The 24,437-nt window shown below is 52.4% G+C and carries 27 protein-coding genes and 1 riboswitch; of the genes, 13 read left to right on the top strand and 14 right to left on the bottom strand.

Translation table 11 applies throughout. From position 1 onward, the window contains the following. Window positions 1-8: 8 nt before the first annotated feature. From guaA to FGB90_RS14055, 5 genes are all read right to left on the bottom strand, one after another. Complete coding sequence (guaA, locus tag FGB90_RS14075; RefSeq protein ID WP_138811676.1) at window positions 9-1,547, bottom strand: glutamine-hydrolyzing GMP synthase; 1,539 nt, start codon at window positions 1,545-1,547, stop codon at window positions 9-11. A gap of 672 nt (window positions 1,548-2,219) precedes the next feature. Continuing rightward, window positions 2,220-2,321, bottom strand: a riboswitch (purine riboswitch). Window positions 2,322-2,407: 86 nt separating this feature from the next. After that, complete coding sequence (locus tag FGB90_RS14070) at window positions 2,408-4,690, bottom strand: DUF4129 domain-containing transglutaminase family protein (protein WP_138811481.1); 2,283 nt, start codon at window positions 4,688-4,690, stop codon at window positions 2,408-2,410. Beyond that, window positions 4,674-5,933 carry a DUF58 domain-containing protein gene (locus FGB90_RS14065; RefSeq protein WP_138811480.1) on the bottom strand — a complete coding sequence of 420 codons (1,260 nt, stop codon included), beginning with the start codon at window positions 5,931-5,933 and terminating at the stop codon, window positions 4,674-4,676. The genes FGB90_RS14070 and FGB90_RS14065 overlap by 17 nt, the downstream gene beginning before the upstream one ends. After that, window positions 5,933-6,907, bottom strand: a complete 975-nt coding sequence (locus FGB90_RS14060; RefSeq protein WP_138811479.1) for an AAA family ATPase — start codon at window positions 6,905-6,907, stop codon at window positions 5,933-5,935. Before FGB90_RS14060 ends, FGB90_RS14065 begins: the two co-directional genes overlap by 1 nt. 293 nt (window positions 6,908-7,200) lie before the next feature. Then, complete coding sequence (locus FGB90_RS14055; RefSeq protein ID WP_138811478.1) at window positions 7,201-7,938, bottom strand: sulfite exporter TauE/SafE family protein; 738 nt, start codon at window positions 7,936-7,938, stop codon at window positions 7,201-7,203. Between the two features lie 161 nt (window positions 7,939-8,099). Here FGB90_RS14055 and FGB90_RS14050 point away from each other — a divergent pair, with 161 nt between their 5' ends. Together FGB90_RS14050 and FGB90_RS14045 are read left to right on the top strand one after the other, a co-directional pair. After that, complete coding sequence (locus FGB90_RS14050) at window positions 8,100-8,651, top strand: hypothetical protein (protein WP_138811477.1); 552 nt, start codon at window positions 8,100-8,102, stop codon at window positions 8,649-8,651. Window positions 8,652-8,708: 57 nt separating this feature from the next. Then, complete coding sequence (locus FGB90_RS14045; RefSeq protein ID WP_138811476.1) at window positions 8,709-9,251, top strand: hypothetical protein; 543 nt, start codon at window positions 8,709-8,711, stop codon at window positions 9,249-9,251. 53 nt (window positions 9,252-9,304) lie between these two features. Here FGB90_RS14045 and FGB90_RS14040 read toward each other — a convergent pair whose 3' ends face one another. Together FGB90_RS14040 and FGB90_RS14035 are read right to left on the bottom strand one after the other, a co-directional pair. Beyond that, a complete protein-coding gene (locus FGB90_RS14040; protein ID WP_138811475.1) occupies window positions 9,305-9,601 on the bottom strand; it encodes a hypothetical protein in 297 nt (98 codons plus the stop codon). Window positions 9,602-9,969: 368 nt separating this feature from the next. Continuing rightward, window positions 9,970-10,611 (bottom strand): nitroreductase family protein, encoded by a 642-nt coding sequence (locus tag FGB90_RS14035; protein ID WP_138811474.1) that lies wholly within the window; start codon window positions 10,609-10,611, stop codon window positions 9,970-9,972. A gap of 177 nt (window positions 10,612-10,788) precedes the next feature. Here FGB90_RS14035 and FGB90_RS14030 point away from each other — a divergent pair, with 177 nt between their 5' ends. Genes FGB90_RS14030 through FGB90_RS14015 form a run of 4 tightly spaced genes read left to right on the top strand, consistent with a single transcriptional unit; the run spans window position 10,789 to window position 13,244 of the window. Then, window positions 10,789-11,586 (top strand): fumarylacetoacetate hydrolase family protein, encoded by a 798-nt coding sequence (locus tag FGB90_RS14030; RefSeq protein ID WP_138811473.1) that lies wholly within the window; start codon window positions 10,789-10,791, stop codon window positions 11,584-11,586. Then, window positions 11,586-12,347: a fumarylacetoacetate hydrolase family protein gene (locus FGB90_RS14025; protein ID WP_138811472.1), complete on the top strand. Its 762-nt coding sequence runs from the start codon at window positions 11,586-11,588 to the stop codon at window positions 12,345-12,347. Before FGB90_RS14030 ends, FGB90_RS14025 begins: the two co-directional genes overlap by 1 nt. After that, the gene (locus FGB90_RS14020; protein ID WP_138811471.1) at window positions 12,340-12,846 is read left to right on the top strand and encodes a nucleoside deaminase; all 507 of its coding nucleotides are present in this window, start codon (window positions 12,340-12,342) and stop codon (window positions 12,844-12,846) included. Before FGB90_RS14025 ends, FGB90_RS14020 begins: the two co-directional genes overlap by 8 nt. Window positions 12,847-12,848: 2 nt before the next feature. Then, the gene (locus tag FGB90_RS14015; protein ID WP_138811470.1) at window positions 12,849-13,244 is read left to right on the top strand and encodes a 5-carboxymethyl-2-hydroxymuconate Delta-isomerase; all 396 of its coding nucleotides are present in this window, start codon (window positions 12,849-12,851) and stop codon (window positions 13,242-13,244) included. Window positions 13,245-13,463: 219 nt separating this feature from the next. Here FGB90_RS14015 and FGB90_RS14010 read toward each other — a convergent pair whose 3' ends face one another. The 5 genes from FGB90_RS14010 to hpaI all read right to left on the bottom strand — a co-directional run bounded on the left by FGB90_RS14010 (window position 13,464) and on the right by hpaI (window position 19,287). Continuing rightward, window positions 13,464-13,928, bottom strand: a complete 465-nt coding sequence (locus tag FGB90_RS14010) for a flavin reductase family protein (protein WP_138811469.1) — start codon at window positions 13,926-13,928, stop codon at window positions 13,464-13,466. A gap of 12 nt (window positions 13,929-13,940) precedes the next feature. Then, entirely contained in the window at window positions 13,941-14,942 is a 1,002-nt protein-coding gene (hpaD, locus tag FGB90_RS14005) for a 3,4-dihydroxyphenylacetate 2,3-dioxygenase (protein WP_138811468.1), read from the bottom strand. A gap of 18 nt (window positions 14,943-14,960) precedes the next feature. Then, window positions 14,961-16,436 carry a 4-hydroxyphenylacetate 3-monooxygenase, oxygenase component gene (hpaB, locus tag FGB90_RS14000; protein WP_138811467.1) on the bottom strand — a complete coding sequence of 492 codons (1,476 nt, stop codon included), beginning with the start codon at window positions 16,434-16,436 and terminating at the stop codon, window positions 14,961-14,963. 379 nt (window positions 16,437-16,815) lie between these two features. Then, on the bottom strand, window positions 16,816-18,318 hold the full coding sequence (gene hpaE, locus FGB90_RS13995) for a 5-carboxymethyl-2-hydroxymuconate semialdehyde dehydrogenase (protein ID WP_438502706.1): 1,503 nt from the start codon (window positions 18,316-18,318) through the stop codon (window positions 16,816-16,818). Window positions 18,319-18,363: 45 nt separating this feature from the next. Beyond that, on the bottom strand, window positions 18,364-19,287 hold the full coding sequence (gene hpaI, locus FGB90_RS13990; RefSeq protein WP_138811466.1) for a 2,4-dihydroxyhept-2-ene-1,7-dioic acid aldolase: 924 nt from the start codon (window positions 19,285-19,287) through the stop codon (window positions 18,364-18,366). Between the two features lie 151 nt (window positions 19,288-19,438). Between hpaI and FGB90_RS13985 the strand changes: the two genes are divergently transcribed. Both FGB90_RS13985 and FGB90_RS13980 read left to right on the top strand, forming a co-directional pair. After that, entirely contained in the window at window positions 19,439-20,317 is an 879-nt protein-coding gene (locus FGB90_RS13985; RefSeq protein WP_138811465.1) for a LysR family transcriptional regulator, read from the top strand. A 127-nt stretch (window positions 20,318-20,444) separates the two neighbouring features. After that, entirely contained in the window at window positions 20,445-20,798 is a 354-nt protein-coding gene (locus FGB90_RS13980) for a PH domain-containing protein (protein WP_138811464.1), read from the top strand. Between the two features lie 238 nt (window positions 20,799-21,036). Here FGB90_RS13980 and FGB90_RS13975 read toward each other — a convergent pair whose 3' ends face one another. Then, window positions 21,037-21,357 carry a glycoside hydrolase family 15 protein gene (locus FGB90_RS13975; RefSeq protein ID WP_138811463.1) on the bottom strand — a complete coding sequence of 107 codons (321 nt, stop codon included), beginning with the start codon at window positions 21,355-21,357 and terminating at the stop codon, window positions 21,037-21,039. Window positions 21,358-21,380: 23 nt separating this feature from the next. Here FGB90_RS13975 and FGB90_RS13970 point away from each other — a divergent pair, with 23 nt between their 5' ends. The 4 genes from FGB90_RS13970 to FGB90_RS13955 all read left to right on the top strand — a co-directional run bounded on the left by FGB90_RS13970 (window position 21,381) and on the right by FGB90_RS13955 (window position 23,607). Then, window positions 21,381-21,575: an FGGY-family carbohydrate kinase gene (locus FGB90_RS13970; RefSeq protein ID WP_138811462.1), complete on the top strand. Its 195-nt coding sequence runs from the start codon at window positions 21,381-21,383 to the stop codon at window positions 21,573-21,575. Between the two features lie 12 nt (window positions 21,576-21,587). Further along, the gene (locus FGB90_RS13965) at window positions 21,588-21,782 is read left to right on the top strand and encodes a hypothetical protein (RefSeq protein ID WP_138811461.1); all 195 of its coding nucleotides are present in this window, start codon (window positions 21,588-21,590) and stop codon (window positions 21,780-21,782) included. A 323-nt stretch (window positions 21,783-22,105) separates the two neighbouring features. Further along, a complete protein-coding gene (locus tag FGB90_RS13960; RefSeq protein WP_138811460.1) occupies window positions 22,106-22,474 on the top strand; it encodes a Na-translocating system protein MpsC family protein in 369 nt (122 codons plus the stop codon). Between the two features lie 125 nt (window positions 22,475-22,599). Continuing rightward, the gene (locus FGB90_RS13955; protein WP_138811459.1) at window positions 22,600-23,607 is read left to right on the top strand and encodes a sodium-dependent bicarbonate transport family permease; all 1,008 of its coding nucleotides are present in this window, start codon (window positions 22,600-22,602) and stop codon (window positions 23,605-23,607) included. A 31-nt stretch (window positions 23,608-23,638) separates the two neighbouring features. On the opposite strand, the gene FGB90_RS13950 is transcribed toward FGB90_RS13955, so the two are convergent. Then, window positions 23,639-23,974, bottom strand: a complete 336-nt coding sequence (locus FGB90_RS13950) for a hypothetical protein (RefSeq protein ID WP_138811458.1) — start codon at window positions 23,972-23,974, stop codon at window positions 23,639-23,641. A gap of 71 nt (window positions 23,975-24,045) precedes the next feature. Between FGB90_RS13950 and FGB90_RS13945 the strand changes: the two genes are divergently transcribed. Continuing rightward, complete coding sequence (locus FGB90_RS13945; RefSeq protein WP_138811457.1) at window positions 24,046-24,369, top strand: hypothetical protein; 324 nt, start codon at window positions 24,046-24,048, stop codon at window positions 24,367-24,369. Window positions 24,370-24,437 lie beyond the last annotated feature (68 nt).

Genomic DNA, 24,437 nt, shown 5'->3' with positions numbered 1-24,437 from the left:
TATAAACCTTACTCCCACTCAATTGTGGAAGGCGGCTTGCTCGTAATGTCATACACGACGCGGTTTACGTTCGCCACTTCGTTGACGATCCGCGTAGAGATCCTCTCCAGCACATCGTAAGGAATCCGCGCCCAGTCGGACGTCATACCATCAATCGACGTTACCGCACGGACACCGACCGTGTAGTCGTACGTACGCTCATCTCCCATGACACCGACACTGCGCATATCCGGAAGCGCCGTGAAGTACTGCCAGATCTCACGCTCAAGCCCGGCATTCTTAATCTCTTCACGAAGAATCGCATCTGATTCACGAACGATTTCAAGCTTCTCATCCGTAATTTCCCCGAGCACACGGATCCCGAGACCCGGTCCAGGGAACGGCTGGCGCCATACGACTTCGTCCGGCAGACCGAGCTCCGAGCCCACTTCACGAACTTCATCTTTAAACAGCGTGTTCAGCGGTTCAATCAGGTCAAACTTCATGTCCTCAGGCAGACCGCCTACGTTGTGGTGCGACTTGATCGTCTGAGCCGTGTCCGTACCACTCTCGATAATATCCGTGTAAAGCGTGCCCTGCGCAAGGAAGTCCATGTCCTTCAGCTTGCCCGCTTCCTCTTCAAACACGTAGATGAACTCGTTACCGATAACCTTACGCTTCTCTTCAGGATCGCTCACACCCGCAAGCTTACCGAGGAAACGGTCCTGGGCATCGATTTTCATCACGTTCATATCGAAGCCTTCCGTGAACGTCTTCATCACGCTTTCCGCTTCCCCTTTACGGAGAAGACCGTGGTCGATGAACATACACGTAAGCTGATCACCGATCGCCTTGTGGATGAGTGCAGCCACAACAGACGAATCCACGCCGCCGCTCAGTGCACACAGTACCTGACGGTCGCCGACCGCCTTCTGCACTTTTTCCACTTCCATGTCGATGAAGTTTTCCATCGTCCAGCTGCCTTCACACTCGCAGATGTTGTACACGAAATTCTTGAGAAGCTCGCTCCCGTACTCCGTGTTGCGCACCTCAGGGTGGAACTGCACACCGTAGAACTTACGGCTCACATCACTCATTCCCGCAACCGGGCACGATACGTTCGTCGCATCCACAGTAAAGCCGGCCGGCGGTGCAATAACCTTGTCCCCGTGGCTCATCCACACACTCTGCTCGGCAGGCAGACCTTCATACAGCTTGTTCTCATTCTCCACCGTAATCATCGCCTTGCCGTACTCACGATGATTCGCCGCTTCCACCTTGCCTTCAAAGTGATGCGTCATCAGCTGCATACCGTAGCAGATCCCGAGGATCGGAATCCCAAGCTCGAACAGCTCCGGATCACAGCTCGGTGCACCTTCCACGTACGCGCTCCCCGGACCACCGGAAAAAATAATACCCGCCGGATTGATCTCACGGACCTCATCCGCCGTAATTTTATGGGAACGAAGCTCACTGAACACACCAAGATCACGGATCCGCCGCGTAATCAGCTGATTGTACTGCCCCCCGAAATCAAGAACGATAACCTTCTCATTAATTTCCTGCATCATTCATCCACCTTTACCATGAAATTTCCCGACATACGCTCACCGCTTAGTATGGTCGGTCAAACCCGCTTTCTTGCAAAAGAAAACAAGCTCCAGGTCCAAATCACCTGATCTATAAAGATAACCCCGGCCCCGCACACACCTTCACCGCGCAGCAGACCACGGTCTGTCTTTTTAAAATAAATATCTCTCCGCTCCAGGCGGACGCTTTCCGCGGGCAACGCCTCAGCCAGCAGAGTAGTAGCCGTGCTTCTTCCTCTGCCGGAATCGCTTCGAAGTGTCTGCGTCGAAGCAGCTCGACGCGAACTCAGGACGTAAACGCTTGTCCCTCCAGGGTCTTCGCCAGTTGCTTTTCCCGCAGGAGTCGCCGCCTTCCGCTCCGTTCTTATACTGGGATTTTATCCATTTAAAAGTAAACGGTACCTGGGCAGCTTTTGCGAAGTTAAACGTCAGCAGCGAGACTCCTGCGGCAGTGGGGGGCCTGATGAGACCCCGCAGGCAAAGCCGAGGAGGCTCATCGCCACCGCCGCGGAAAGCGAGCGGATGACGTTTAACGGAGCATTCAATCTCTGCGCACAGAAAACGAATTTTGAACCCGAAAAGGGTACAAAAAACCGGAACTCCCCCTTCCCATCCAGAGACTCCTGGAAAGACAGAAAGGCAGAATTCCGGTACTGGAAATTCTGCCTTCATAGTCAGGTCGTTATCGGCAACCCGGTAGAGACTCTCAGGCCCTATTCCTGAGGATATACGAAGGATTCGCGCTGATTTTTCATGCCTGGTGCCCGGCACAGAGCCGGCACCTGTCCGTACGCTTGAACGGATTCATTTTAACAGTGAACATTCACCCGGTCAAGAGGTCAGAACTTCAGGGAATTTACCAGTTCTTCCCATGAAGCTTTGTCCTCACGCCAGTTGCGCTCCTCTTCCCTGCCGCCGTAAGTCATACGCTCATAGCGCTCGGTCAGGCGCCCCATGGCCATCGTGCCCGTAATATGGTCCACCCGGCGGGCGTATTCCCGGAGCGTCTCCCCTTCAGCACGTGGAATACCTTCATTATCAAGCAGCCACAGTGCCCGGTGATAGGCATTCGTGAAGCGGGCGTCGTTTCCGAACAGCTTGTAATGAAACAGGAAGTAACGGTTCAGGATCCGGTGTTTCTTTTCATACATAATCATCACGAGCACGAGAGCGACGATCGAAATCAGAATCGGTTTCGGGGAGAGCCAGTCTCCGGCACTCAGTCCCGTCCCGGTCCCTCCTCCGCCGGCTCCGGCACCGCCTTCGTCGATGTCACTGTCATCCGGTGCCATCATATCTTCTTCCAGCGGCATGTCCGGACGGTCAATGTCCGCCTGGTCCTGATCATCTTCCGAATTCACGTCAACGTCTTCTGTTTCCTGGGTGAAATCAACGTTATTGTTAAAGCCCTGGGTCGGCTCGAACGGTACCCAGCCTGTTTCCGGGAAGTACACTTCCACCCACGAGTGGGCGTTTCCGTTGGTCACCTCATAGCGCTGCCTGTCGTCATCGAGCGTTTCAACCGGCTCCCCGTCGGTAAATCCCTTTACCCAGCGGGTCGGCACGTCCACTGCCCGAAGAAGGACAGCCATGGAGGTGGAATAGTTGTCACAGTATCCGATCCGGCTCTCAAACAGGAACTGATCCACATAGTCCTGTCCCTCTTCCGGAACAGGAATGCCGGAAGTGGCGTACTCGAAGTCGTTCTGCCTGAAATACTGCTCGACGGCAACAGCCATCTCGTAGCGGTTGTCTGCGTCTTCGGTAATTTCCTCTGCAAGCTCCACCACACGCTCCGGCAGCTCATCGGGCAGCTGCAGGAACCGGCCGGTAATAAAGTCCGGGTCCTGCGGCTCCTCAAGCTCAAGTGAAGATATGTCGAACGACGGGTACCCGTAGTCCACGCTGTAGCTGGTCAGACGGATATCGTCGTCTTCCGCAGCTGTCCGGGATGTCACTTCCCCGCCCACAACATCAGTATAAAACTGCGGCGTTACGTCCGATGCATCCCCGTTTACCGTGAGCGTCATCCCATCGGTGTTCAGAGCCGTAATCTGTCCCGGATAAAATAAATTCGGAAAGCCTGCTCCTTCCACCATTTCCAGGCTGGCCGTATGAGCGGTCGTTTCCACGTCCCCGGTATACATCCGGTAGTTTACCGCCTCGCCGTACACCGTTTCGGATTCACGATAGTCGGGCTCGGACACCCAGCCGTGGCCGGTATATTCGTGCTTTGATTCTCCGCGCCAGTAGCCCGGCTGGTCTGTTTCTGCGTAAAACACTGGATTTTCGTCCTGAACGAAACCGCCGCCAAGACGCTCGTCATTATCCCCGTATCCGACACGGCGGATTCCGCCGCCGGAGCCTGTCCCTTCGCCGGTTACCCAACGCTCAAATGCCGGCACCGGATCCGACCACTGGGGCTCCATTTTCGGCGCTGCATAGCCGACGGTGGTTGCCGCCAGAATCATAAAAACGAGGGAGTACAGCCACGCCGTTGACATAAACGAGGCGGACCTGCGTCCGATCTTCCTTTCTTTTGCCTGAACCGAGAGCATGTGCAGCAGGCTCACGAGGAAAAAGCCGATTACAACGATCCGGACGATGGCCATGCTCGCATCCACCGCCGTAAATGTATCGAGCACTGCCACGTATACAACGGTGGCAAAAAGGAAGAAAAAGATCCGCTTAATGTGAAAGATCCAGAAGTAGATCAGGTAGGCCACAAGTGAAAGCAGCAGAAGCACAAGCAACGTCCGGAACGGATCGGTGAGCACCTCAAGGTTCCACGAGGCAATCAGGGAAAAGTTATACGCCACATCCTCAAAAAACAGTCGGATTGACGCACCGCCCCCTTCCCTGGTCAGAAAGCTGCCCTCCCCGAACACGAGGTGGATGGCGTATATACTCCCTGCAAACAGGAGCGGAATCATGACATACAGGGGAATTTTCATAAAAATCATCAGAAAGCTGAACAGGGCAAACAGGACAAATACCTCAATGTCACCTGTGTTCGTGACAACCGGAATCGGCCTGAGCCACTCCCAAACGAGCAGAAAGCCGAGTGCGTACACGAGAAAGTGAACGAATGTATGCTTCGTTTTTTCAGCTGATCGTTTCATAGCGTTCACCCTTATACGTAGTCTCAGCGTGATCAAGGCTGCCGTCACTTATAACATAGGCGACAGCACCCTGGCGCTTCAGTTCGTGGAACCGCTGTTTTTCCCACTGATCCTGTCCGCCGCCGACGGCAAGCAGGCACACGTAGACACGGACTCTGCGGCTGAGAAGAATGTTCACCCGGTCGAGAAAGGCGTCTGTAAGCCGGGTTGTAACAAGAATAAGCGATACCCCGGCAGGAATCCGGTCTTCGCTTTCCTTAAGACGTGCCTCAAAGCTCCCTTTCGTCTCCGCTTTCAGTTTTGCCAGGTGGTACACGAGCCGGCGCTGCTGATCCGTCCCACCGTCCAGAGGAAACTGTGAAGAGTCCCTGCTCAGCGTCCACAGGCCGTACTGCAGCTGGCGTCCATGGGCGTACATAATGATGGAAGTTACGAGTTCAATACTCTTCTCGAATGCTTCCACCGTTTCCCGCTTCTTGTCCTGGACAACGCCGTTTAAGGCAATGAGAAAATTCTGGCCGATGTATTCCTCAAACTCCTTGGTCATCAGCTTGTTTGCACGGGCCGATACTTTCCAGTCGATGCTCGTCAGCTTGTCCCCCGGCACGTATTCCCGGGAACCTGCCACAGACGTCACGTCCTGAACAAAATCGGAGGCACTGAGACGAGTTTCCGTATCGTGGCGCTCATAGGCCGACCACCGTTCAATCGGATGATAGGAAGGATAAACGAGCAGTTTATCGGCTGCGTCCACCGTTTTCGTTTTCTTATAGAGGCCGAACATGTCCGCCGTCTCCAGATGAATACCATGAAACTGATACTCCCCCCGTTTTGCCGATGGAATTGCGTACTGAAAGCTCAGCTCACTCTTCATGGTCGGGTAAAAAATAATTTCAGGGGACATATCGAGCTGTTTCCGGAGACTGTCCTCCATGTCGTCGCGGACGTTAAGGTACAGAAACGGAAACGGCCATTTCCGGCGGATCGTAACGGTCACCGTGAGCTTCGATCCGGCCACCGCAGCCTGCTGTCCTGTTTCACGGGTCACCTCAAATGCCCCGAGAGGCACCGCCAGGTACAGAATCATCATGACGATAATTGCTGAAACGGTGTAAAAGAGAAACCAGGGAACAAAACCGCCCTGAAACATGGCGTAGCTGAAAGTGCCTGCGATGACCGCAATCATGGCAAGGACTTTCAGCACCTTCCCCACTGCCTGAAACGATTTCCGCATTGCAGGCATTACTTAAATGCTTCCTTTTTTACAGGAACCGTCACCTGGGCAACGATGTCTTTTACCACCCGGTCGTTTGTGAGGTTGGACAGCTTCGCATCGCTGCTGAGCAGCACACGGTGACTTAGAGCGTACGGGGCAAGGTACTTAATGTCATCCGGCACCACGTAATCCCGTCCCTGCATGTACGCGTAGGCCTGTCCGGCCTTCATGAGGGCAATCGATGCACGGGGACTGGCCCCCAGGTAAACCGCGTGGTGCTTTCTCGTGTTATTCACGAGGCTGATGATGTAAGTTTTTACCGTTTCATCCACGTATACATCGAGGACGTCCTTCTGCATCCCGAGCAGCTCTTCGAGGGTGAGCACTTCCTCGAGATCCTCAATCGGGTGGCGCTTTTCGACCCGGTTCAGTACTTCCAGCTCCTCGTGTCTCGTCGGATAACCGATTTTGAATTTAAAAAGGAAGCGGTCGAGCTGTGCCTCAGGAAGCGGGTAGGTACCGCCGTACTCGATCGGGTTCTGGGTGGCCATAACGAAAAACGGCTTGTTCAGCTCACGTGTTTCCCCGTCTGTCGTGACACTCCCTTCCTCAAGGGCCTCAAGAAGAGCCGCCTGGGTTTTCGGCGACGTCCGGTTAATTTCGTCTGCCAGCACCACGTTGGACATGATCGGTCCTTTCCTGAACACAAAGTCCATCGTCTGCTGGTTGTACACACTTACCCCTGTCACGTCAGACGGAAGGAGATCGGGTGTGAACTGGATCCGCTTGAAATCAGCGCCCAGGGATTTGGCGATGGCTCTGACCATCATCGTCTTCCCGACGCCCGGAACGTCTTCGAGGAGAACGTGCCCGCCGCTCAGCATGGCAATCAGACTCAGTTCAATTTCCTCCCTCTTTCCGACTACCACTTTTTCCACGTTATTGATGATCTTATCCACAAACGGCTGTGTCACTGCCGATTCTTCTGTACGTTTTTCCATCGGTGTCTGCCTCCTGCTTTCATAGTTTCATATCAGTTAGACGCACCGGTTTCAAAGGACCGGAGCGATCTGTTTCAATATTCACGAAATTCATCGTGCAAACATACAAATCTATGACTATCATATCATGACTTTTATAAAAATTCGTCCGGAAACTCCGGGTTTTCCAGTAATTTTGCAATTGAGGACAGGGCTGGGAATTGAATGGCGGGAGTGCGGGATGGCACCTGCCGGGCAGGCCCGTAAAAGGGCTGACCGGCTGTGCGTTTTTAAGGTGGCGGAGGGATCTTATTTTATCCGAAAACGACGAGGTTGATACCGGCGAAAAAGACGAGCACCATGGCGATCGTGCGGATCCGGTCGTTTCTCAGTTTTTCAAACAGGCGGAATCCGAGTCTGGTACCGATGAGAGTGGCGATGATACCGGCCGCCACATAATAGGTAAAGGCGGCGTCAAAGTCGCCCCCCGCCCCGTGGAGAGTGAGGGAAAAGAGACACGTGACGACGACGATGGCCTGCATGCCGGCGTTGTACTTGAATTTATCCTTATAGCGCATGAGAAAGTAGAACACGAAAAACGGGCCTCCAACGGCAAACACGCCGCCGATAAAGCCGCCGGTCGTGCCGAGTGCCGCGGTGGTGAATGGTCCCGGGACTGCATCGGGCTTCGTGCGGCGCCTCCCGTTTAAAAACATCCAGGCAACCATGGTGATGAGAAAGATGCCGAGCCAGAGTCGCATAACGTCGAGATCCCCGTAATTTGTGAGCACAAAAAAGGCGGCGACTCGTCCGATGAGGGCCGCAGCCCCGATGGCGATGAGCGCTTTGATTTCCAAGTGGCGCCACGTTTTCACGAGCACGGTGAGAGAAGCGGTAAGCAAAAGCACCATCACGAGGAGCGCGCTTTCCTTAACGGTAAACAGAAGCGGCAGAAAGCCCATAACGACGAGGCCGAGCCCGAATCCGCTCACGCCCTGGACGAAACCGCCGACAAGGATAATGGCAAAAAGAAAGATGAGTTCGATAATCATGTGAGTGTCCTTTCAGGCTGTTTGATCTGTTTACGAGTCTACTATAACAGTGCCTGGTTTGTCCGGGAGGAGGGTTTGGAGGCCCGGTTGGAATTGTTTACCTTTTCATGCCAGTCTGGTACGCTTGGAAAAATGTATGAATATTCGGGGAAGTGGTATGGATGGACTATGTAATGGCGATGCTGTCGGTGCTGTTCTGGGTGGTGGCGTTTGCGGCGGTTGTTTTGGGAATTACGTTTATTCTGTGGCGGTTCATAGATAACAGGGTCGCACTGGCGACGGCCGTCTCCGTGATCGTTGCGGGGTTTGGAGGTCTTTACCTGTGGACGCATAATACAACGTTTGATGACCTTCACCTGTCGGATGGTTGGGATGACTCGGACAATATCAGATCGATGAGGGTGGATAGGTACCTCGACCCGGAAGACGATGGCTCCCTTCGCGCCCAGGTGCGGATAGAGGATAAGGAGGTCATTCGGCAGGTAATAGAAGACTTTAAGGGTCTGCGGCTGAGGGAAAGCCGCTGTTACGAGGATCACGAGTACTACGTGTATATCAATAACCGCCTAGTCGGTCAGTCACTCCCTTCATTTTCGGCCGGCGAATCGTGCTTCAGCTATTCCTATACCATACGCGACCCGGGACGGGATCATCTGCGTACGCTCGATCGGCTGGCTGAGGATGAGTCGCTTGAGTGGGAGTACATGGACTAATACCAGTGGTTATTTGGTACTCGTGGATGAATTCATAGATTTGGGAGACGTGAAAACATGGTGCATGTATTGTCTGCGATTCTCTGGGTGCTGTTCTGGGTTACGGCGTTTGCGGCAGTTGTCTTTGGAATTACGCTTATTTTAAGGCGGTTTATGAAAGACCGCAGTGCCCTCGTTACTGCGATTGGGATAGCAGTGATCGGGACAGGGATGATTTACAGCTTCACACAGAACACGACGTTTGATGAGGTCTTTCTTGATCAGCTGGATGATCAGGAAGATTTAAGATGGATGACGGTGGAAAGATATCAGGGCGGGGATGAAGGTGCTGACGGACTCCAGCGTGCAAGGCTCCGGATAGAAGATGAGGACATGATTCATCAGGTGCTGGACGACTTTAAAGGGCTCCGCCTCAGGAGCGGGAACTGTCACGAGGAGCGTGAGTACAATGTGTATATCCGCACCCGGCTAAATCACACTTCGTTTTTCGCAGGGGAGGCGTGCCTCAACACAGCTGAAATCCGCGACCCGGGACGGGATCATCTGCGTACGCTCGATCGGCTGGCTGAGGATGAGTCGCTTGAATGGGAATATGAGTAGGATGCTGAAAAAAAAGCTGCCCGCACACGTAGTGCCGGCAGCTTTTTCCTGTATTAAAGTCCCCGCTTCATATGGTGGTGGGGCGGGTGTTCCTGACGGGCAAGCGGATCCGGGTTACGGAAGTTTGCCTCAGGATCGGTTTTATGCTTTTTACCGATGTCCTTTTCCACGTCAACGGTAACAACATAATCTCCCTGCTCAAAAAAGCGTGTATAGTGTTTTGCTTCCTCATCATCCTGGGAGATGATCCGGATGTCGTCCTCTTTATAGCCTTTATCGCGGAGAAGTTCCGCGAATACTTCCTCTTTCTGATCCATCGAGTCCATAACGGCAACTACGGGTCTGGCCATTTCTTACACCTCCATGTAAGGTCACTGTAGGGTAACGATACCCCGTTGACCGGGTTTCAAACATTGGCAGGGTCCGCGGGGACGCGGCAGCACAGAGGGTGGGCGGAGGGCCGGCAGAGAACCGGCGGATATCGACCTTCGCAGCACGGATATGGATCGTCATCTCAGAATGATATCGACAGAAAATCCCGGGAAATCGTCAGTCAAACCCGGGAAATCGACGGTCAAGGGTCGGATATCGGCGAAGCGACAAAATACGACACACACCCGCACAACCGCACAGCCGCCCCTTTCACCTCACATGCCTCCCAAAAAAGAAAAACCGGCCCCATACCCGGAACCGGCTTCTCCCAAATCTATTCAACTGCTTAAAAACTGTTCTTCACAACTACCCGATCCAGATCGAAGCGCGCGGACTGGTGCGCCGGCTTAGCTGCTTTTCCGACCGTCAGAAGCATAACCGGTACGTAGCGTTCCGGCACGTTGAACTGCTCCATGAATCTGCCCCGCTGGAAGCCGCCCATCGGACACGTGTCGTAGCCGAGTGCTTTTGCTGCGAGCATCAGGTTCATGGATGCGAGTGACGCGTTCAGGACCGCTTCATCCCGCGGGAACGGCGTGTCACCTTCGTATGCTTTGTTGATCTGCCCGACGAGGGTGTCACGGATCTCTTCAGTCATAAAGCCGTTATCCACTGCTCCCTGATACACCTCTTCCGCGCTTTCATTTGCGTTCAGGTCACCGAGCACCGCGATGACAGCCGAGCTGTCCACGATCTGCTGCTGATTGTAGGCGATCGGAAGGAGTTCTTCCTTTTTTGCCGGGTCGTCTATCACGAGAAACTTCCAGTGCTGCAGGTTCCAGGAGGACGGTGCTTTCGCTGCCGCCTCAAGAATTGCCGTAAGATCCTCCTGGGGAAGTTCCGCCTCCGGATCGTACTTTCTTACAGAATGCCGTTCATTGATCGTCTGAAAAAGACCAAGGTCTTTCGGGTGTGCTGTCATTGCCATATGCCCCAACTCCTCTGCTGTATTCTGCTGTACGGGAACAATCACCCGCACGATCATCACGTTTCCTTTACATTTTCAAAGTATAACAACTTTCGACTGCCCTCTCAAAAGCTGTGCACTGGCAAATCATGTTACAATAAAAGCGTGAACATTCAGATAAAAAAAGGAGTGTCTGTGATGCAGAAAGTAAGAGTCCGCCTGGCGGGCCGCGAACACGCCCTCGAGGCGTCCGTTGATCCGACCGGCTCAAGTCTTATGTACGAAGGGGTACAGCAGAACATTGAAGAACTCCAGTACGACACGGTCGTATCCGGCACCGTGTACGGTACGCTGCTGAATTTTAAGGGAGCGCTGGCGAAGATGGGAGAGGAAGTCTACCAGGACCCGTACAAAAAGCCGCCGGAAGCACCGGTACTCTACATAAAACCGCGCAACACACTGACCAGTCATAACCGGCCCGTGCCTCTTCCCGAGGGGAGCGATACCCTTCAGGCGGGCCCCACGCTCGGTGTGGTGATCGGCAGGACAGCTTCAAAGGTTCAGAAGGAACACGCCCTTGATTACGTCCTCGGCTACACCGTCGTAAACGATGTCACCGTTCCACACGAGAGCGTGTTCCGCCCTGCTGTGAAACACCGCGCCCGAGACGGTTTCTGCCCGATCGGCCCTTGGATCGTGGAAAAAGACTGCCTCGGCTCGCCGGACGACCTCACCATCCGCTGCTGGGTAAACGGCAGGCTCGTTCAGGAAAACACAACCCGAAGCCTCGTTCGCAACGTGCGGCAGCTGATTGCCGACGTGACGGAATTTATGACGCTGAACGAAGGGGACACCCTGCTTGTGGGAGTTGCCGAAGATCCGCCGCTCATCAAGGCAGGCGACCGGGTCCGCATCCACGTGGAAGGTGTCGGCATTCTTGAAAACGCTGTCGTACCGGAAGCCGAACTGTCTGCTGTAAAAGGAGGACGAAGCTGATGAAAAAAGCGAGAGTTGTCTATGCAGGTGCTGTACACGAAGCATTCGAAGCTTCCGATGGGCTTTTGAAACTTCAGGACGGACGAATCGTGAATGAAAACGATGTTCAGTGGCTCACGCCGTTTGAGCCCCGGACTGTTTTTGCCCTCGGCCTCAACTACGCGGATCACGCCAGTGAACTGGCGTTTAACGCACCTGAGGAACCGCTCGTCTTTTTAAAAGGACCGAACACGTTCGTCGGCCACCGCGGCGAATCCGAACGTCCGGACGGTGTAACGTTCATGCACTACGAGTGTGAGCTCGCCGTCGTGATCGGCCGCACCGCCCGCAACGTGAAAAAAGAGGATGCCTACGACGTAGTGGCAGGCTACACGATTGCCAACGATTACGCGTTCCGGGACCTTCTCGAAAACTACTACCGGCCGAATCTCCGGGTAAAAAACAGAGATTACTGCACCCCGCTCGGTCCGTGGTTTACGGATGCAGAAGACGTGGATGACCCGATGAACCTGCAGCTCCGCACATACGTTAACGGTGAGCTCACCCAGGAAGGCACCACCGCCAACATGATTTTTGACATCCCTGGCCTGATCGAGTACCTGAGCAGCTTTATGACACTCGGTGAAGGGGATGTCATCCTTACCGGAACCCCGAAAGGAACAGTCAATGTGGAACCGGGGGATGAAGTTGTGACCGAAATTGAAGGCCTCGGCCGTCTCACAAGCACCGTAACCGGGAAAAAGGTGACCGCTGGTGAGTGACCATATTGCCGGACTCGACCATCATCGTTTTATGAAGGAAGCCCTGAAAGAAGCGGAAGCTGCGGGTAAACGCGGGGACCTGCCGATCGGTGCTGTGATTGTCCACGAAGGACGGATCATCGCCCGGGGCAGCAACATGCGCAAAACGATGGAGAGCAAGATCTCCCATGCGGAAACAAACGCCATGAACGACTGTGCCCCCTACCTGATGAAACACGCACCCGAATGTGTGATTTACACGACCGTGGAGCCGTGCATCATGTGCCTGACGACTCTCGTGATGGCCAACATCCGCTCGATCGTGTTTGCCGCCGAGGACAAATACATGAACATGAAGCCGTTCATCGAGTCCAATCCATATATCCGCGACCGGGTGCACCATTACATTGAAGGTGTGTGCCGCGAGGAATCCGAAGCGCTTCTCCGGCAGTACTCCCCTTATGCAGCGGAACTGGCTCTCGACGGCACCCACCCCCACCACCGGAAAGGAGGCGCGTAACCGTGCCGCACATTATCGTAGAGTACACCGACAACCTGACACGTGAAGAGTTCCACCCGAAAACTGTTCTCGATAAAATAAATAAAGTATTCACCGATCGTCCCGATGTTTTTCCTGTCGGCGGTGTCCGTAGCCGGGCGATCCGGCTTACGGATTATATGATTGCTGACGGGGCCGGTGCAGATGATGCATTTGTCCATGTCACGGTAAAAATTGCTCCAGGCCGGACCCAGGAGCAGAAAGACGATGCCTGCGGTGAGCTGTTTGACTCGCTCTGCGATTATCTCTCGCCCGTTTACGACCAGCGCGGCCTCGCCCTGAGCCTCGAGCTTTACGAATTCGGGGACGGCGGGACGTACAAGAAAAACAACATTCATAAGCGTTACAAACAGCAGTGAAACAATGCACCTATAAGATGCAAAAGCGGCACCGGGAGTAAATTCCCCGTGCCGCTTTGCTTTGTTCTTCTTTAATGACAGAGGCCTGCTTATCTCCCACTCCTTATTAGTGAAATCAAGAATCTTTCTAACAAATTCCCCTGTTATTCTAACGAATTCCTTTATCCCTTCATTCTGTTTACTAAAAACCAGCCCTCAAATACGAGAGCTGGTTCTTTTTCAGTCTGTGAGATTGTAGTACTTCCCGGAAAAATAGCCGAGCGGTTTCGCTTCATCGTCCACGCGGATGTCGCGTACTTTGCCGACGTAAAGGGTGTGATCCCCTTCAAGGTGGGTATTGTGCACATCGCACGTGATCGTCGCAACCGAACCGTGCAGAACCGGCATATTGTCAAAGACGTCAAAAGCGACGCTCTTGTCGTCTTTTTTCTGCCCGGCAAAATACATGCTCAGGTCTGCCTGCTTGTCGGCAAGGATCGATACGGCAAAGCTGCCGGATTCATCGAGATAACCTTTCATTGTCGCCCTGTTGGCCACGGAAATTAAAATGAGCTTCGGGTCCAGCGATACACTCATGAAGGCGTTCGCTGTCATCCCGTGCACGTTTTCCCCCACTTCCGTAGTGACAACCGTGACACCGGTGGCGAATTTCCCCATCGCCTTCTTAAAAAGCTGATCGTCCATAAAGATTCCTCCTTATATTACAAACGTCGGTTTTCGCTGCTTGAGCTTTGGCTCGCCTACCGCCATGACTTTTTCGGACTCCGTATCCTCGCCGGCAAACAGATCCGTCACCTCGGAGGCTTCATCAAACCAGCTGTCAGGCGCAGCATGGCCCCAGAATGTCTGACGTCGCGGGTCGTTAATGTCCCAGCGGACGGGCTTGAAGTCCGGATCGCTCGTCAGGTAGTCGCCGTTGTAAAGTTCGATGCGGTGGCCGTCGGGATCTCGAAGGTAAAGGAAGAACGCGTTCGACAGACCGTGCCGCCCCGGGCCTCGTTCGATGTTTCCAGTATACCCCATCGATGCCAGGACGTCACAGGCGTGAATCAGACTCAGCTGATCGCTCAGCCAGAAGCCGGTGTGGTGAAGGCGCGGGCCCTTCCCGTTCATAAACGCCACATCGTGTACGCTCGGCTTGCGGTGAAGCCACGCCGCCCAGATGCGCTCATCTTCTGCTGCTGTGTACTCCGAGCACTTAAACCCGAGTTCCTCTGTGTAAAATTCATACGCCTTCTCCACATCACGGACCATACAGTTAAAGTGATCGATCCGCTGGACGCGTGCACCTTTATAAAGATCATACCGCTGAAGCATCCGCTCCGCCCCGTCCATCTCGGCGTAAAATTCCACCGGCATGCCGGATACATCCTGCGTGCGGAGGGTGCGGCCGATGGCGTGCTGACTGCCTTTTTCCATCCACGATGTCTTCATGCCTTTTGACGTAAAAAGTTCCTCAAGCCGGTCAAGATCACCGTCACTCATCACCTTGTAGCTGATCACTTCCACACGGGGCGCGGCGCTTTGTTTCAGGAGGATGGAGTGATGATTGTGCTCCTCCAGTCCACGAAGGTACAGTTCGCCACCACGTGTTTCAGTTTCGATGAAGCCGAGGGCATCCACGTAAAATTTTCTGGACCGCTCCAGGTCAGCAACATGAAGAACGACCCGTCCCGTCCGGATTATATCTGCTCCCATCTGTCTCTCCTCCTCTCTCTACACGTTTAACGCGCCAGGCTTACTGGACTTGGTTTCTTTTAAAAAGTCGTACACGTACTGCTTGTATTCGTCTTTTTCGTACTGGTCAAAGTAGGACATGCCCATTTTGATCGGGTCACCGAAAAAGTAGTATTCGTAGTGCATCTGACGGCTGCCGAATGCGCTCATCGTCATGTCCCATGCAAGACGGAACAGCTGAACCCGCTCGTAGCCTTCCAGGTTTTTACCCTGAAGACCCCGGTGCAGAATCGGGCCGATATCCTCGTGATGAAAGTCCGCTTCGGTCGGAATCCCCATCATGCCGGACGCTCCGAGAACACGGAGGATTTCAACCATGCGCGGGTAAATGCGCGGATACCAGTTCCGGGCTGCATTCAGTGCTTCAAAGTCCGGTGTCATGGTGCCGGATGCATCCGGCTTTGCGTTGTGCTCGGCACGGAACAGGTGGGATTTCATCGTTTCAAGAGCGAGCATGATTTCTGTGCCTTTGTCCTTTACGTGCTGAAACTGGTCGATCCCAATCGAGTCCATAACGCCCAGCACCGTTCCCAGAAGAAACTCGGTTTTCACGATGTTCTTCGCCACAACCTGGTGGGACATATGCACGACGGCATTGGTTTCGGCGAACGTCCGGTTACAGATGCTCGAGTTGCCGCATACAAACACGCGCTCCCAGGGTACAAACACGTTTTCGAAGCTGACGATCGCGTCCCCTTCCTCAAACCTGGAGCTTAGAGGATGATCCCACTCGCTTTTTCCGTAGTCGAACGATTCCCGGCTGAGGAACTTGAGGCCCGGCGTGTTGTTCGGGATCGCAAAGGCGACGGAATACGGGTCGTCGTGTTCGCCTGACTTTTTCACTGTGGAAGGAAAAACGAGAATTTCATCGGTGATGCCGCCCTGGGTGGCAAGAAGACGGATCCCGTCAACGATAATCCCGTCTTTCTTTTTCTCCACCAGATGAAGCGCCACGTTGGCATCCTTCTGCTCGTGCTGGGCTTTCGCCCGGTTAACCTGTGGATGGATGAGCGTGTGGGTCAGGCTGATGTCGTTTTCCCGTGCGTAGTCGTAGTACTTGGCTGCGTTATCGGCAAACATCTGATCGTCTTCGGCAAAAAGCTTGTTGTTAACGCCCATCGCCATAACTTCGGCGTTCAGGTAGTCTGGCGAACGGCCCATCATCCCGCCTGATGTTCGGGCCCATTCCTGAATGGCCTCTCTTCTTGCAATGAGATCGTCGATGGTTTTCGGCTGCATGAATGTCATGCCGACTTTGTCACCGGTTGTGGGTGAGGTGTAGAGCATTTTGTCTGCTTTTTCGTGCTGGAGGTCGTACAGGCGGGCCATGGACTTTACGACGTTTTTAAGGCCGGGGTGTTCGGTGACGTCGCTGACCCGCTCGCCGTGCAGGTAGATGTTGTTGTTCGCCTTTTTGAGTCGGCTGATGTATTCGTGTCCAGTTTTCGCTGGCATCGGGTTTCCTCCTTTAATTCTCCTTTAAGCCTCCATGCTTTCCGCGGACTCGCGCTGAGCCTCCTTGGGAGAGGCTGGGACAGTAGAATTATTCCAGACGAATTCGAACAATTAATAAGCGGAGCTGGTAAGTCGCTCCTGAAATATACGCCGCTTTCCGCGGGAAGCGGCTGAGCCTCCGCGTGCTTCGCACTGCGGGGTCTCACCTGCGCTTTTCCTCCCGCAGGAGTCGGCGAATATTTCATCCGCTTGTCAGCATTGAGTTCAAATTTTCAAAAACACTTTACTTATGTCCCAGCCTCCTCATCTGTCTCGTTACTCCGAAGAGTCTGCGGGCATTGCGGCTATTAATATTATTGAAATTTGATTGGAAAACACCTTACGTCCGTTTTTCCTTTCCGAACTGCGGGATCGGGTGGTCGCCGAGAGCGACGTGGACGATCTGGACTTCGGTGTAGAATTCGAAGGCGTAATAGCCGCCTTCACGGCCGATGCCGCTGTGCTTGGATCCGCCGAACGGTGTGCGGAGGTCGCGGACGTTCTGGGAATTGACCCACATCATGCCGGCGTCGACTTTCTGGGCGACGCGGTGGCCCCGCTTCATGTCGTTCGTCCACACGTAGCCGGCGAGTCCGTAACGGATGTCGTTGGCCATCTCGATCACTTCGTTTTCGTCCTTGAAGGGCAGGACGCACATAACGGGACCGAAAATTTCCTCCTGGGCAACCGTCATATCGTTCGTCACATTCAGAAGCAGTGTCGGCGGGACGAAATTACCGTCTGCGTGTGCTTCGTCCACATAGCCGCTCACCACACGGGCTCCCTCTTTTTCCGCAATGCCGAGGTAGCGTTTCACGTTTTCATAGTGATTGGTGTGTATAAGCGGGCCGACCTGGGTCCGGTCGTCCAGCGGGTCGCCGACGAGTATGTTTTCCACACGTTCCATAAGCTGTTCCACAAACGTGTCATAGATAGATTCATGAACAAACAGGCGGGAGTTCGCCGTACAGCGCTCTCCGTTAAAGGAGAAAATGCCCCATGTAACAGCATCCATCGCCCGGTCGAGATCCGCATCATCAAACACGATGATCGGGGACTTGCCGCCAAGCTCCATGGAGAATCGCTTCAGTGGATCGGCGCCGTTTTTCATAATTTCAGAACCTGTCTTTGTTTCCCCCGTAAAGGAGATTAGCGGGGCGTCCGGGTGGGCCACAAGAGCAGCGCCTGCTGTTTCCCCGTATCCGTGAACCACGTTAAACACCCCATTAGGTAGATCTGCTTTATCGATGATTTCAGCGAGACGGTTCGCTGTAAGCGGGGACCATTCTGCCGGTTTCAGAACGACCGTATTGCCTGTGGCAAGGGCCGGGGCAATTTTCCACGTCTCGAGCATGAACGGGGCGTTCCACGGTGTGATCAGACCGGCCACGCCGACCGGTTTATGAACGGTGTAGTTCAGGAAATCGTCGTCCACCTGGTAGGCGTCTCCCGTGAGGCGTGTGGAGACCATTTCCGCGTAAAACCGGAAGTTCTGCGCTGCACGGGCGACCATTTTTTTCGTCTGGTGAATCGGCAGCCCTGTATCAAGGGATTCGAGCGGGGCGATCTCGTCGATATGCTCGTCAATGAGATCGGCGATCCGGTTAATATAGGCGAGGCGCTCCTTAAGCTTCAGGCTCCCCCACTCCCCTTTAAACGCTGCTTTTGCAGCACTCACCGCCATATCGATATCCGATTTCTGCCCGGAAGCAACGCGGTTGATCGGCCGGTTCGTGAACGGGTTTTTATTTTCAAACGTTTCATTGGAGCTTGCCTGAACAAACTCCCCGTTTATATACAGCTGGATATCGTCAAGTTTTGAGTCGTGGGTCAGTTCTTTCAGGTTCAATGTATCTGCTTGTTTTGTCACTTGAAAGCCTCCTCTGCTTTAGCGTGATGTGACCTGGTCAGCCACGTCTGTGTAGGTTTTCAGCACGTCACGGATTTCGTTCTGCAGCTCCTCAGACGGCAGATCCATCGGCATGCGCAGTACCGGCTCGATTTTGCCCATCATGCCAAGAGCCGCTTTGAGTGGAGCCGGATTCGTGTCCTTAAAGAGCACGTCGTTGAGCGGCATCAGCTCAAAGTGAAGGTCCTGGGCCCGTTTTACGTCGCCCTCTTCCCACGCGTTGTAAATTTCGGCTACTTTCTCCGGCATGACGTTTGCCGTTGCGCTGATATGCCCCGCTCCACCGATGGCAAGCATCGGGTAGCAGAGAAGCTCGATTCCCGAGTAAAGGTTAAAGTCGCGGCCGCAGTTCATGAGCACCCGGTTTACGTGCTCAAAGTCCTTATTGGACTCTTTTACGCCGATAATGTTCGGGCAGTCCTCCGCCAGACGGGCGAGTGTTTTCACGTCAAGGTTGACCGCAGTCCGTCCCGGAATGTTGTAGACGATGAGCGGAATGTCAACGCTTTCAGCAACGGCTTTGAAATGCTTGTAAAGTGCGTGCTGGGAAGGTTTGTTGTAGTAGGGCACGATTACAAGTGCGGCGTCGGCTCCGATTTCCTGGGCTTTTTTTGTGAGGTCAAGTGTTTCCTGATGGTTTGTGGACCCTGTACCAGGTACAAACGGCACGCGGCCGTTCACCGCTTTTGCTGCTGTTTCCATAACGGTAATCCGTTCCTGAACGGTAAGTGAGCTCGGCTCTCCTGTTGTTCCTGTTACGGAAATGGCGTGACTGCCGCTGTCAAGGTGCCAGTCGATCAGTTCCTCCAGCTTGTTCAGATCCATCGAGTAGTCCTTTTTAAATGGGGTGACGATCGGGGCAATCGATCCTCTCAGACGCTGTTTCGCTTCATCGTATCTCATTGTGTCATCCGCTCCTCTTTTTCTTGATATTAACCTGTCGTTTTATCCGAATTTTCACTCATTTTTAACGTAACACGTGCTACACTATATGAGAAATATAGATTTGATATAGAAACGATATGAAATACATATAGAAAGAGAGGGCTTGTGGATGGACGTTAAACAGCTGAAGTATTTTTACACGATCGCTGAGGAAGGACAGATCACCCGAGCTGCAAAAAAGCTGCACATGGCCCAGCCGCCTCTTTCCCAGCAGCTTAAACTGCTTGAGCTGGAACTCGATGTACAGCTCTTCGAACGTCACGGACGGACGATGACCCTCACCGAGGCAGGCGCTTTTCTGTTTGAAAAAGCAGAGCGTATTCTCCTGGAGATGGAAGAAATTCGAGAGGAAGTGAAGGATCGGGACGAGGGGCTTAAGGGACGTCTGTCGATCGGGACGGTTAAATCGTGCTTTTCCATGCTGCCGGAGCGTCTTGAGCAGTTCCGAAGCGACTTCCCCGGCGTCACGTTTCTGCTCCGGGACGGGGACAGTTACCAGATCAGCGAGCTTGTGAAAAGCCGGGAGGTGGAAGTGGGGATCGTCCGCCTTCCCCTCCCGATGAAAGAATTTGACCATGTACAGCTGCCTGATGAGCCTTATGTGGGAGTGTTTCACGAGGAACATATCCCTGCAGGGGCTGAAAAAGAATTAAAGATGGCTCTTCTGGAACAACAGCCCCTCCTTCTCCTTCACCGGGTGAGCGGTGCCGGTCAGTATGAAATGATTCTCGAGGAGTGCCGAAAGCACGGGTTCGAGCCAAACGTGATCTGCGAGTGTCCGGACGTGACCATGCTCCTCTCCCTTGTGGCAAAAGGTGTCGGTGCCTCGATCGTGCCCGCTTCCACGCTGGACTCCTTTCACCCGTCGCAAATCCGGGTAATTCCAATTGCAGATGCCGAGGTCCGGGCGAAGTCCGCCGTCATCTGGCTGAAGCAGCGCCATCTTTCAAAGCAGGCGAGGCGGTTCGTGGAGGGGTTTGGGGAATAACCTTCTCGTTCATTTTGCCGTGGGGATTTATGCTTGATACTGCACATTCTTGCAATTCCACCGTGTGCCTACTATACTCATATCCAGCAATTTAACAAAGCTGTATTTACTCTCAGGAGGTTTTTTAATGGGCTTCTTTTCAAAAGGTGACAACCGTCAGAAACATCAGGATCAGGCACGTGAATTTCTCTTTGAAGGAGAAGAACTTGAAGATACGTATGGTCTGCTGGTCGATTTTGTCGCTTTTACCAGCCACCGTATCCTCTTTGTTGACCGCTCGATTCTTTCCAAGTCCAAATCCGTCGTCGTTTCCATTCCCTATGGAAAAATAGAAGAAATCGCTATTGAAAAAACAGGAATGTTCTCTTTCTCCAATAATATTGAGGTATCCACAAAGAAAGAGACACACGTTCTGAACTTCATGAAAGACACAGATGTGATGGGGTTTTATCGTAAACTTTCAGAACGAATCTGCCGGTAAACCTCGCTGTCAGCGAGAACGGGCGGTCAGCTGCGGCCGGGATATCGACCTTATTTCCGGAATATCAACCTTATTCCCGGGATATCGACCTTAATTTGAATATATCGACCTTACCGGTCCGGATATCGACGAAGCGACACAATCCAACCCCAGGACAATCCCCGGCCCAGCCTCCTCATTTTCACCCGTCACAAAGAATCCCCCGCTCCTTAAACGGAACGGGGGATTTTCGAAGTCTTCATCGTTCTTGTTTTCCTTCACGCACCGCCAGCACATACATCGCATGAGACCACGTAAGAGGCATCACCCATGCCGGCTCGCCTGAAAATTTGTCCACCTGCTCGGGGATGAGTCCCAGGTCCGGGGTGAACTCCCCAACCCAGTCGATGAGCTCGTTGGCTTCCTCGTGACGATCCATTGCCTGGTAGTACTGGGCCAGCCAGAGGGTCGTCAGCTTCCATGGGTTGCCTTCAATGTAGATGTCACCGGGGAAGCGCTCGATGCCGCCGATGATGGGACTGGTCAGTTTTCCCCTGATTTTCCCATCCGTCTTCACCATCGATCAACCACCGAAATGAGCATATGATCCGCGCCGGTCTGGAAGGCGTTCTCTACAGTGTCCGTGACGTCGGTTCGGCACTGGAGCGGCTCACTGGCCCGCCTGCATCGCTTTACGCAAGCGGCGGTTTCGCCCGCTCCCCGTTCTGGGTGCAGATGCTGGCGGATATTTTCGGACAGGATACACTCATTCCCGCCTGCCATCAGAGTTCAGCCTGAGGAGCAGCGTGGGTGAGTCTCGTGGCGACAGGTGAAGCCGAAAGCCTGGAGGATATTAAAGCTCACATTCCCATGAAGGAAACCGTGAAGGCAGACCCTGAAGCACATGCCGTGTATGAGAAAACCTACAGCGTATACCGGGAACTGTACGAGGCTCTCTCTCCTTCTTTTCATAAGCTGAAACACCTCCGGAACCCGGGAAAATAAAGAACGATCCAGCCAAGCAGAAAAACACGTCCGGTCTTATTAAAGCCGCACGTGTTTTTTGCAGATAAAGCAGCCTTTCTATTCCCTGCCTGGAAATTTGAATATTGACATATTGTATATTCAGAGGTAAAGTTTATTTAAACTAAATGACCGAGAGATATTTATTTCAACTTCATTGAAGGACTCTTTAGCATACTGTTAATTACTTAATTGACTGGATGAAAAAGACTGCCCTGAGAATTTTGAAGACTGGAATAATGTGAATCGGTATATTCTCTGTTGATGTGAGACAGGGGGTATACTTTTTTTGTGAGGAGGCGGCTATGAAAAGGACTAAAGGATCGATTGAGTCTGAAATAAGTAAAGCATTAACCCAGTGGGAAAAAGATTACCTTGGACGCGGATCAGTCTCTGTGAAAACCGATATTTTAAGGGATATGATCATTGTGACTCTTCAGGGAGTCTTAACACCTGCTGAGTTCTCACTCTGTGAAACATATGAAGGAATGCTGTCAGTAAAAAGATTCCGGTTTGATTTAGTCGAGTCAGGCCAGAAGGAATTAACGAAAATAATTTTGAATATAACTGAACAGGAAGTTAAAAGTTTTCATACAGATATTAGTACCCGCACTGGCGAAAGGGTCATGGTGTTCAGGCTTCACAATGATTACGAGAAAATAATAACAAAATAATGGGAGTTCTTCAGAAAACCTGATGGTTAGCTGAAGGAAAACCGGCAACTTTCAGAATTAGCGGTCCAATCCGTTTAAATTCTGGAATTGCCGGTTTTTTTATTGAAAAAATGAGGAGGTACGAAATGTCGGAAATTATCGTTCAGAATTTACTGTCCCCTGTAGTATTATTTTTTGCTTTAGGAATTTTTGCTTCTTTGGTTAAATCAGATTTGGAGTTTCCAAAAGGACTTGGTGAAGCATTAAGCATCTATCTTTTAATTGCCATCGGTATCAAAGGAGGGATTGAACTTTCCCATTACTCGATTAACGATGTCATTGCACCGATTATCGCCACACTTTGTTTAGGAGTCACAATCCCTTTTATCGTTCTGTTCATTACAAGGCTGATGAAAATGGATCTGAAAAATTCCATTGGACTGGCAGCCACTTACGGGTCCACCAGTATCGTAAGCTTTGGCGCCGCTGTCTCCTTTCTAGAAAAAAGCGGTGTCACGTACGAAGGATTTATGAATGCCATGGTCGTCCTGATGGAAAGCCCTGCAATCTTAGTATCTATCGTATTACTTAAAATGATGGAGAAAAACGATACCATGCCTGCACTTTCTGCTCAAAGACTTGGAATTATTGCATCACCTGGAAGATTAATTGATCCGGAAATCATAAAGGAAAGTTTATTCGGCAAAAGTATCCTGCTTCTGCTGGGCAGTTTATTGATCGGCCTTGTTCTCGGTACGCGGGCAATTCCGATGGTTCAGCCCTTATTCATGGATTTATACAGCAGCGTACTGATTTTGTTTTTACTCTATATGGGTCTGATCGTGGGCAAGCGGCTGCCGGAAGTTAAAAAGCACGGTGTAAAACTGTTAATGTTCGGGTTATTGACCCCGCTTCTTTTCGGCAGTTTAGGTGTAATTGCAGGAAGTGTGATCGGCCTGTCGCCAGGTGGGGCTGCACTGATGGGTATTATAGCAGGAAGTGCATCTTATATCGCTGCGCCGGCAGCATTAAAAACTTCTGTACCTGATGCCAACCCTTCAATTTATCTGGGTGTAGCTTTAGGAGTGACCTTTCCTTTCAACCTGATTATCGGCATACCTGTTTACTACGAAATGGCCAAGTGGCTCCACTAGGTAACAGTTCAACGCAAAACGCAGACCGTGATTAACTTCGGTCTGCGTTTTGCGTTTCCTGGTCCTGAAAACCGTATTTCAGGAGTCCGGAGTAGGCATAAATCGCAGCAGCCAGGATCAGGGCTCCTGCCAGAAAAGGGGCGGCACTCCCAATCAGGGGGCCGGCCTGAAAATGAATGAGGATCGTGCCTCCTGTTATACATGACAGGAAGGCAAAGCGGACCGCCACCTTATCACGGTCTCCAGTCAGGACCCTGCCTCCAAGCCCGGGAATAAACAGATGAAGAAAGTGCATATTCCTTCTGATACCAAGCATATACGCCGTGAAGAACAAAAACACGCTCAGAATAATTACAGTGGCTCCCATAAGTCTTCTCCCCTTTTCTATGAGATACTGTACGATATAACTAATAATAGACCAGAAAGGAAACTGAATAAATGGACAAACGTAGAAGTGCTTTTCTGCACAACGGGTTTACCGTTACAAAAGAAACGAAGAAAGCTGTGGAATTCGAACACAAAGTGAGCGGACAGGTCATTTACCTGTTTCCTAACGTAACTGCGACGATTGTTCTTGATCCGGCTGCAGTGGAAGGCGACAGCTCCCTTAAGGAAAAAAGCGACGGGCTGACCCACCATACCTCGCTGCTCCGTTTCCCTGAAAAGATGCATACGGGAAAAACTCCGATTACATATGGATATTCATATAAATTTAAATCAGAAGGAGACCTGTGGGAATTTCTCCTGGAACTCAGTTCCTGACACACAAAACGCAGCCCGTGATTACGGCTGCGTTTCTTATTTGGAGGATTATCTGGGGGAAAGTCCCC

This window comes from Alteribacter natronophilus (assembly GCF_006007885.1).
GTDB classification, from domain to species: domain Bacteria; phylum Bacillota; class Bacilli; order Bacillales; family Salisediminibacteriaceae; genus Alteribacter; species Alteribacter natronophilus.
This window is presented reverse-complemented; position numbering and strand designations above follow the sequence as displayed.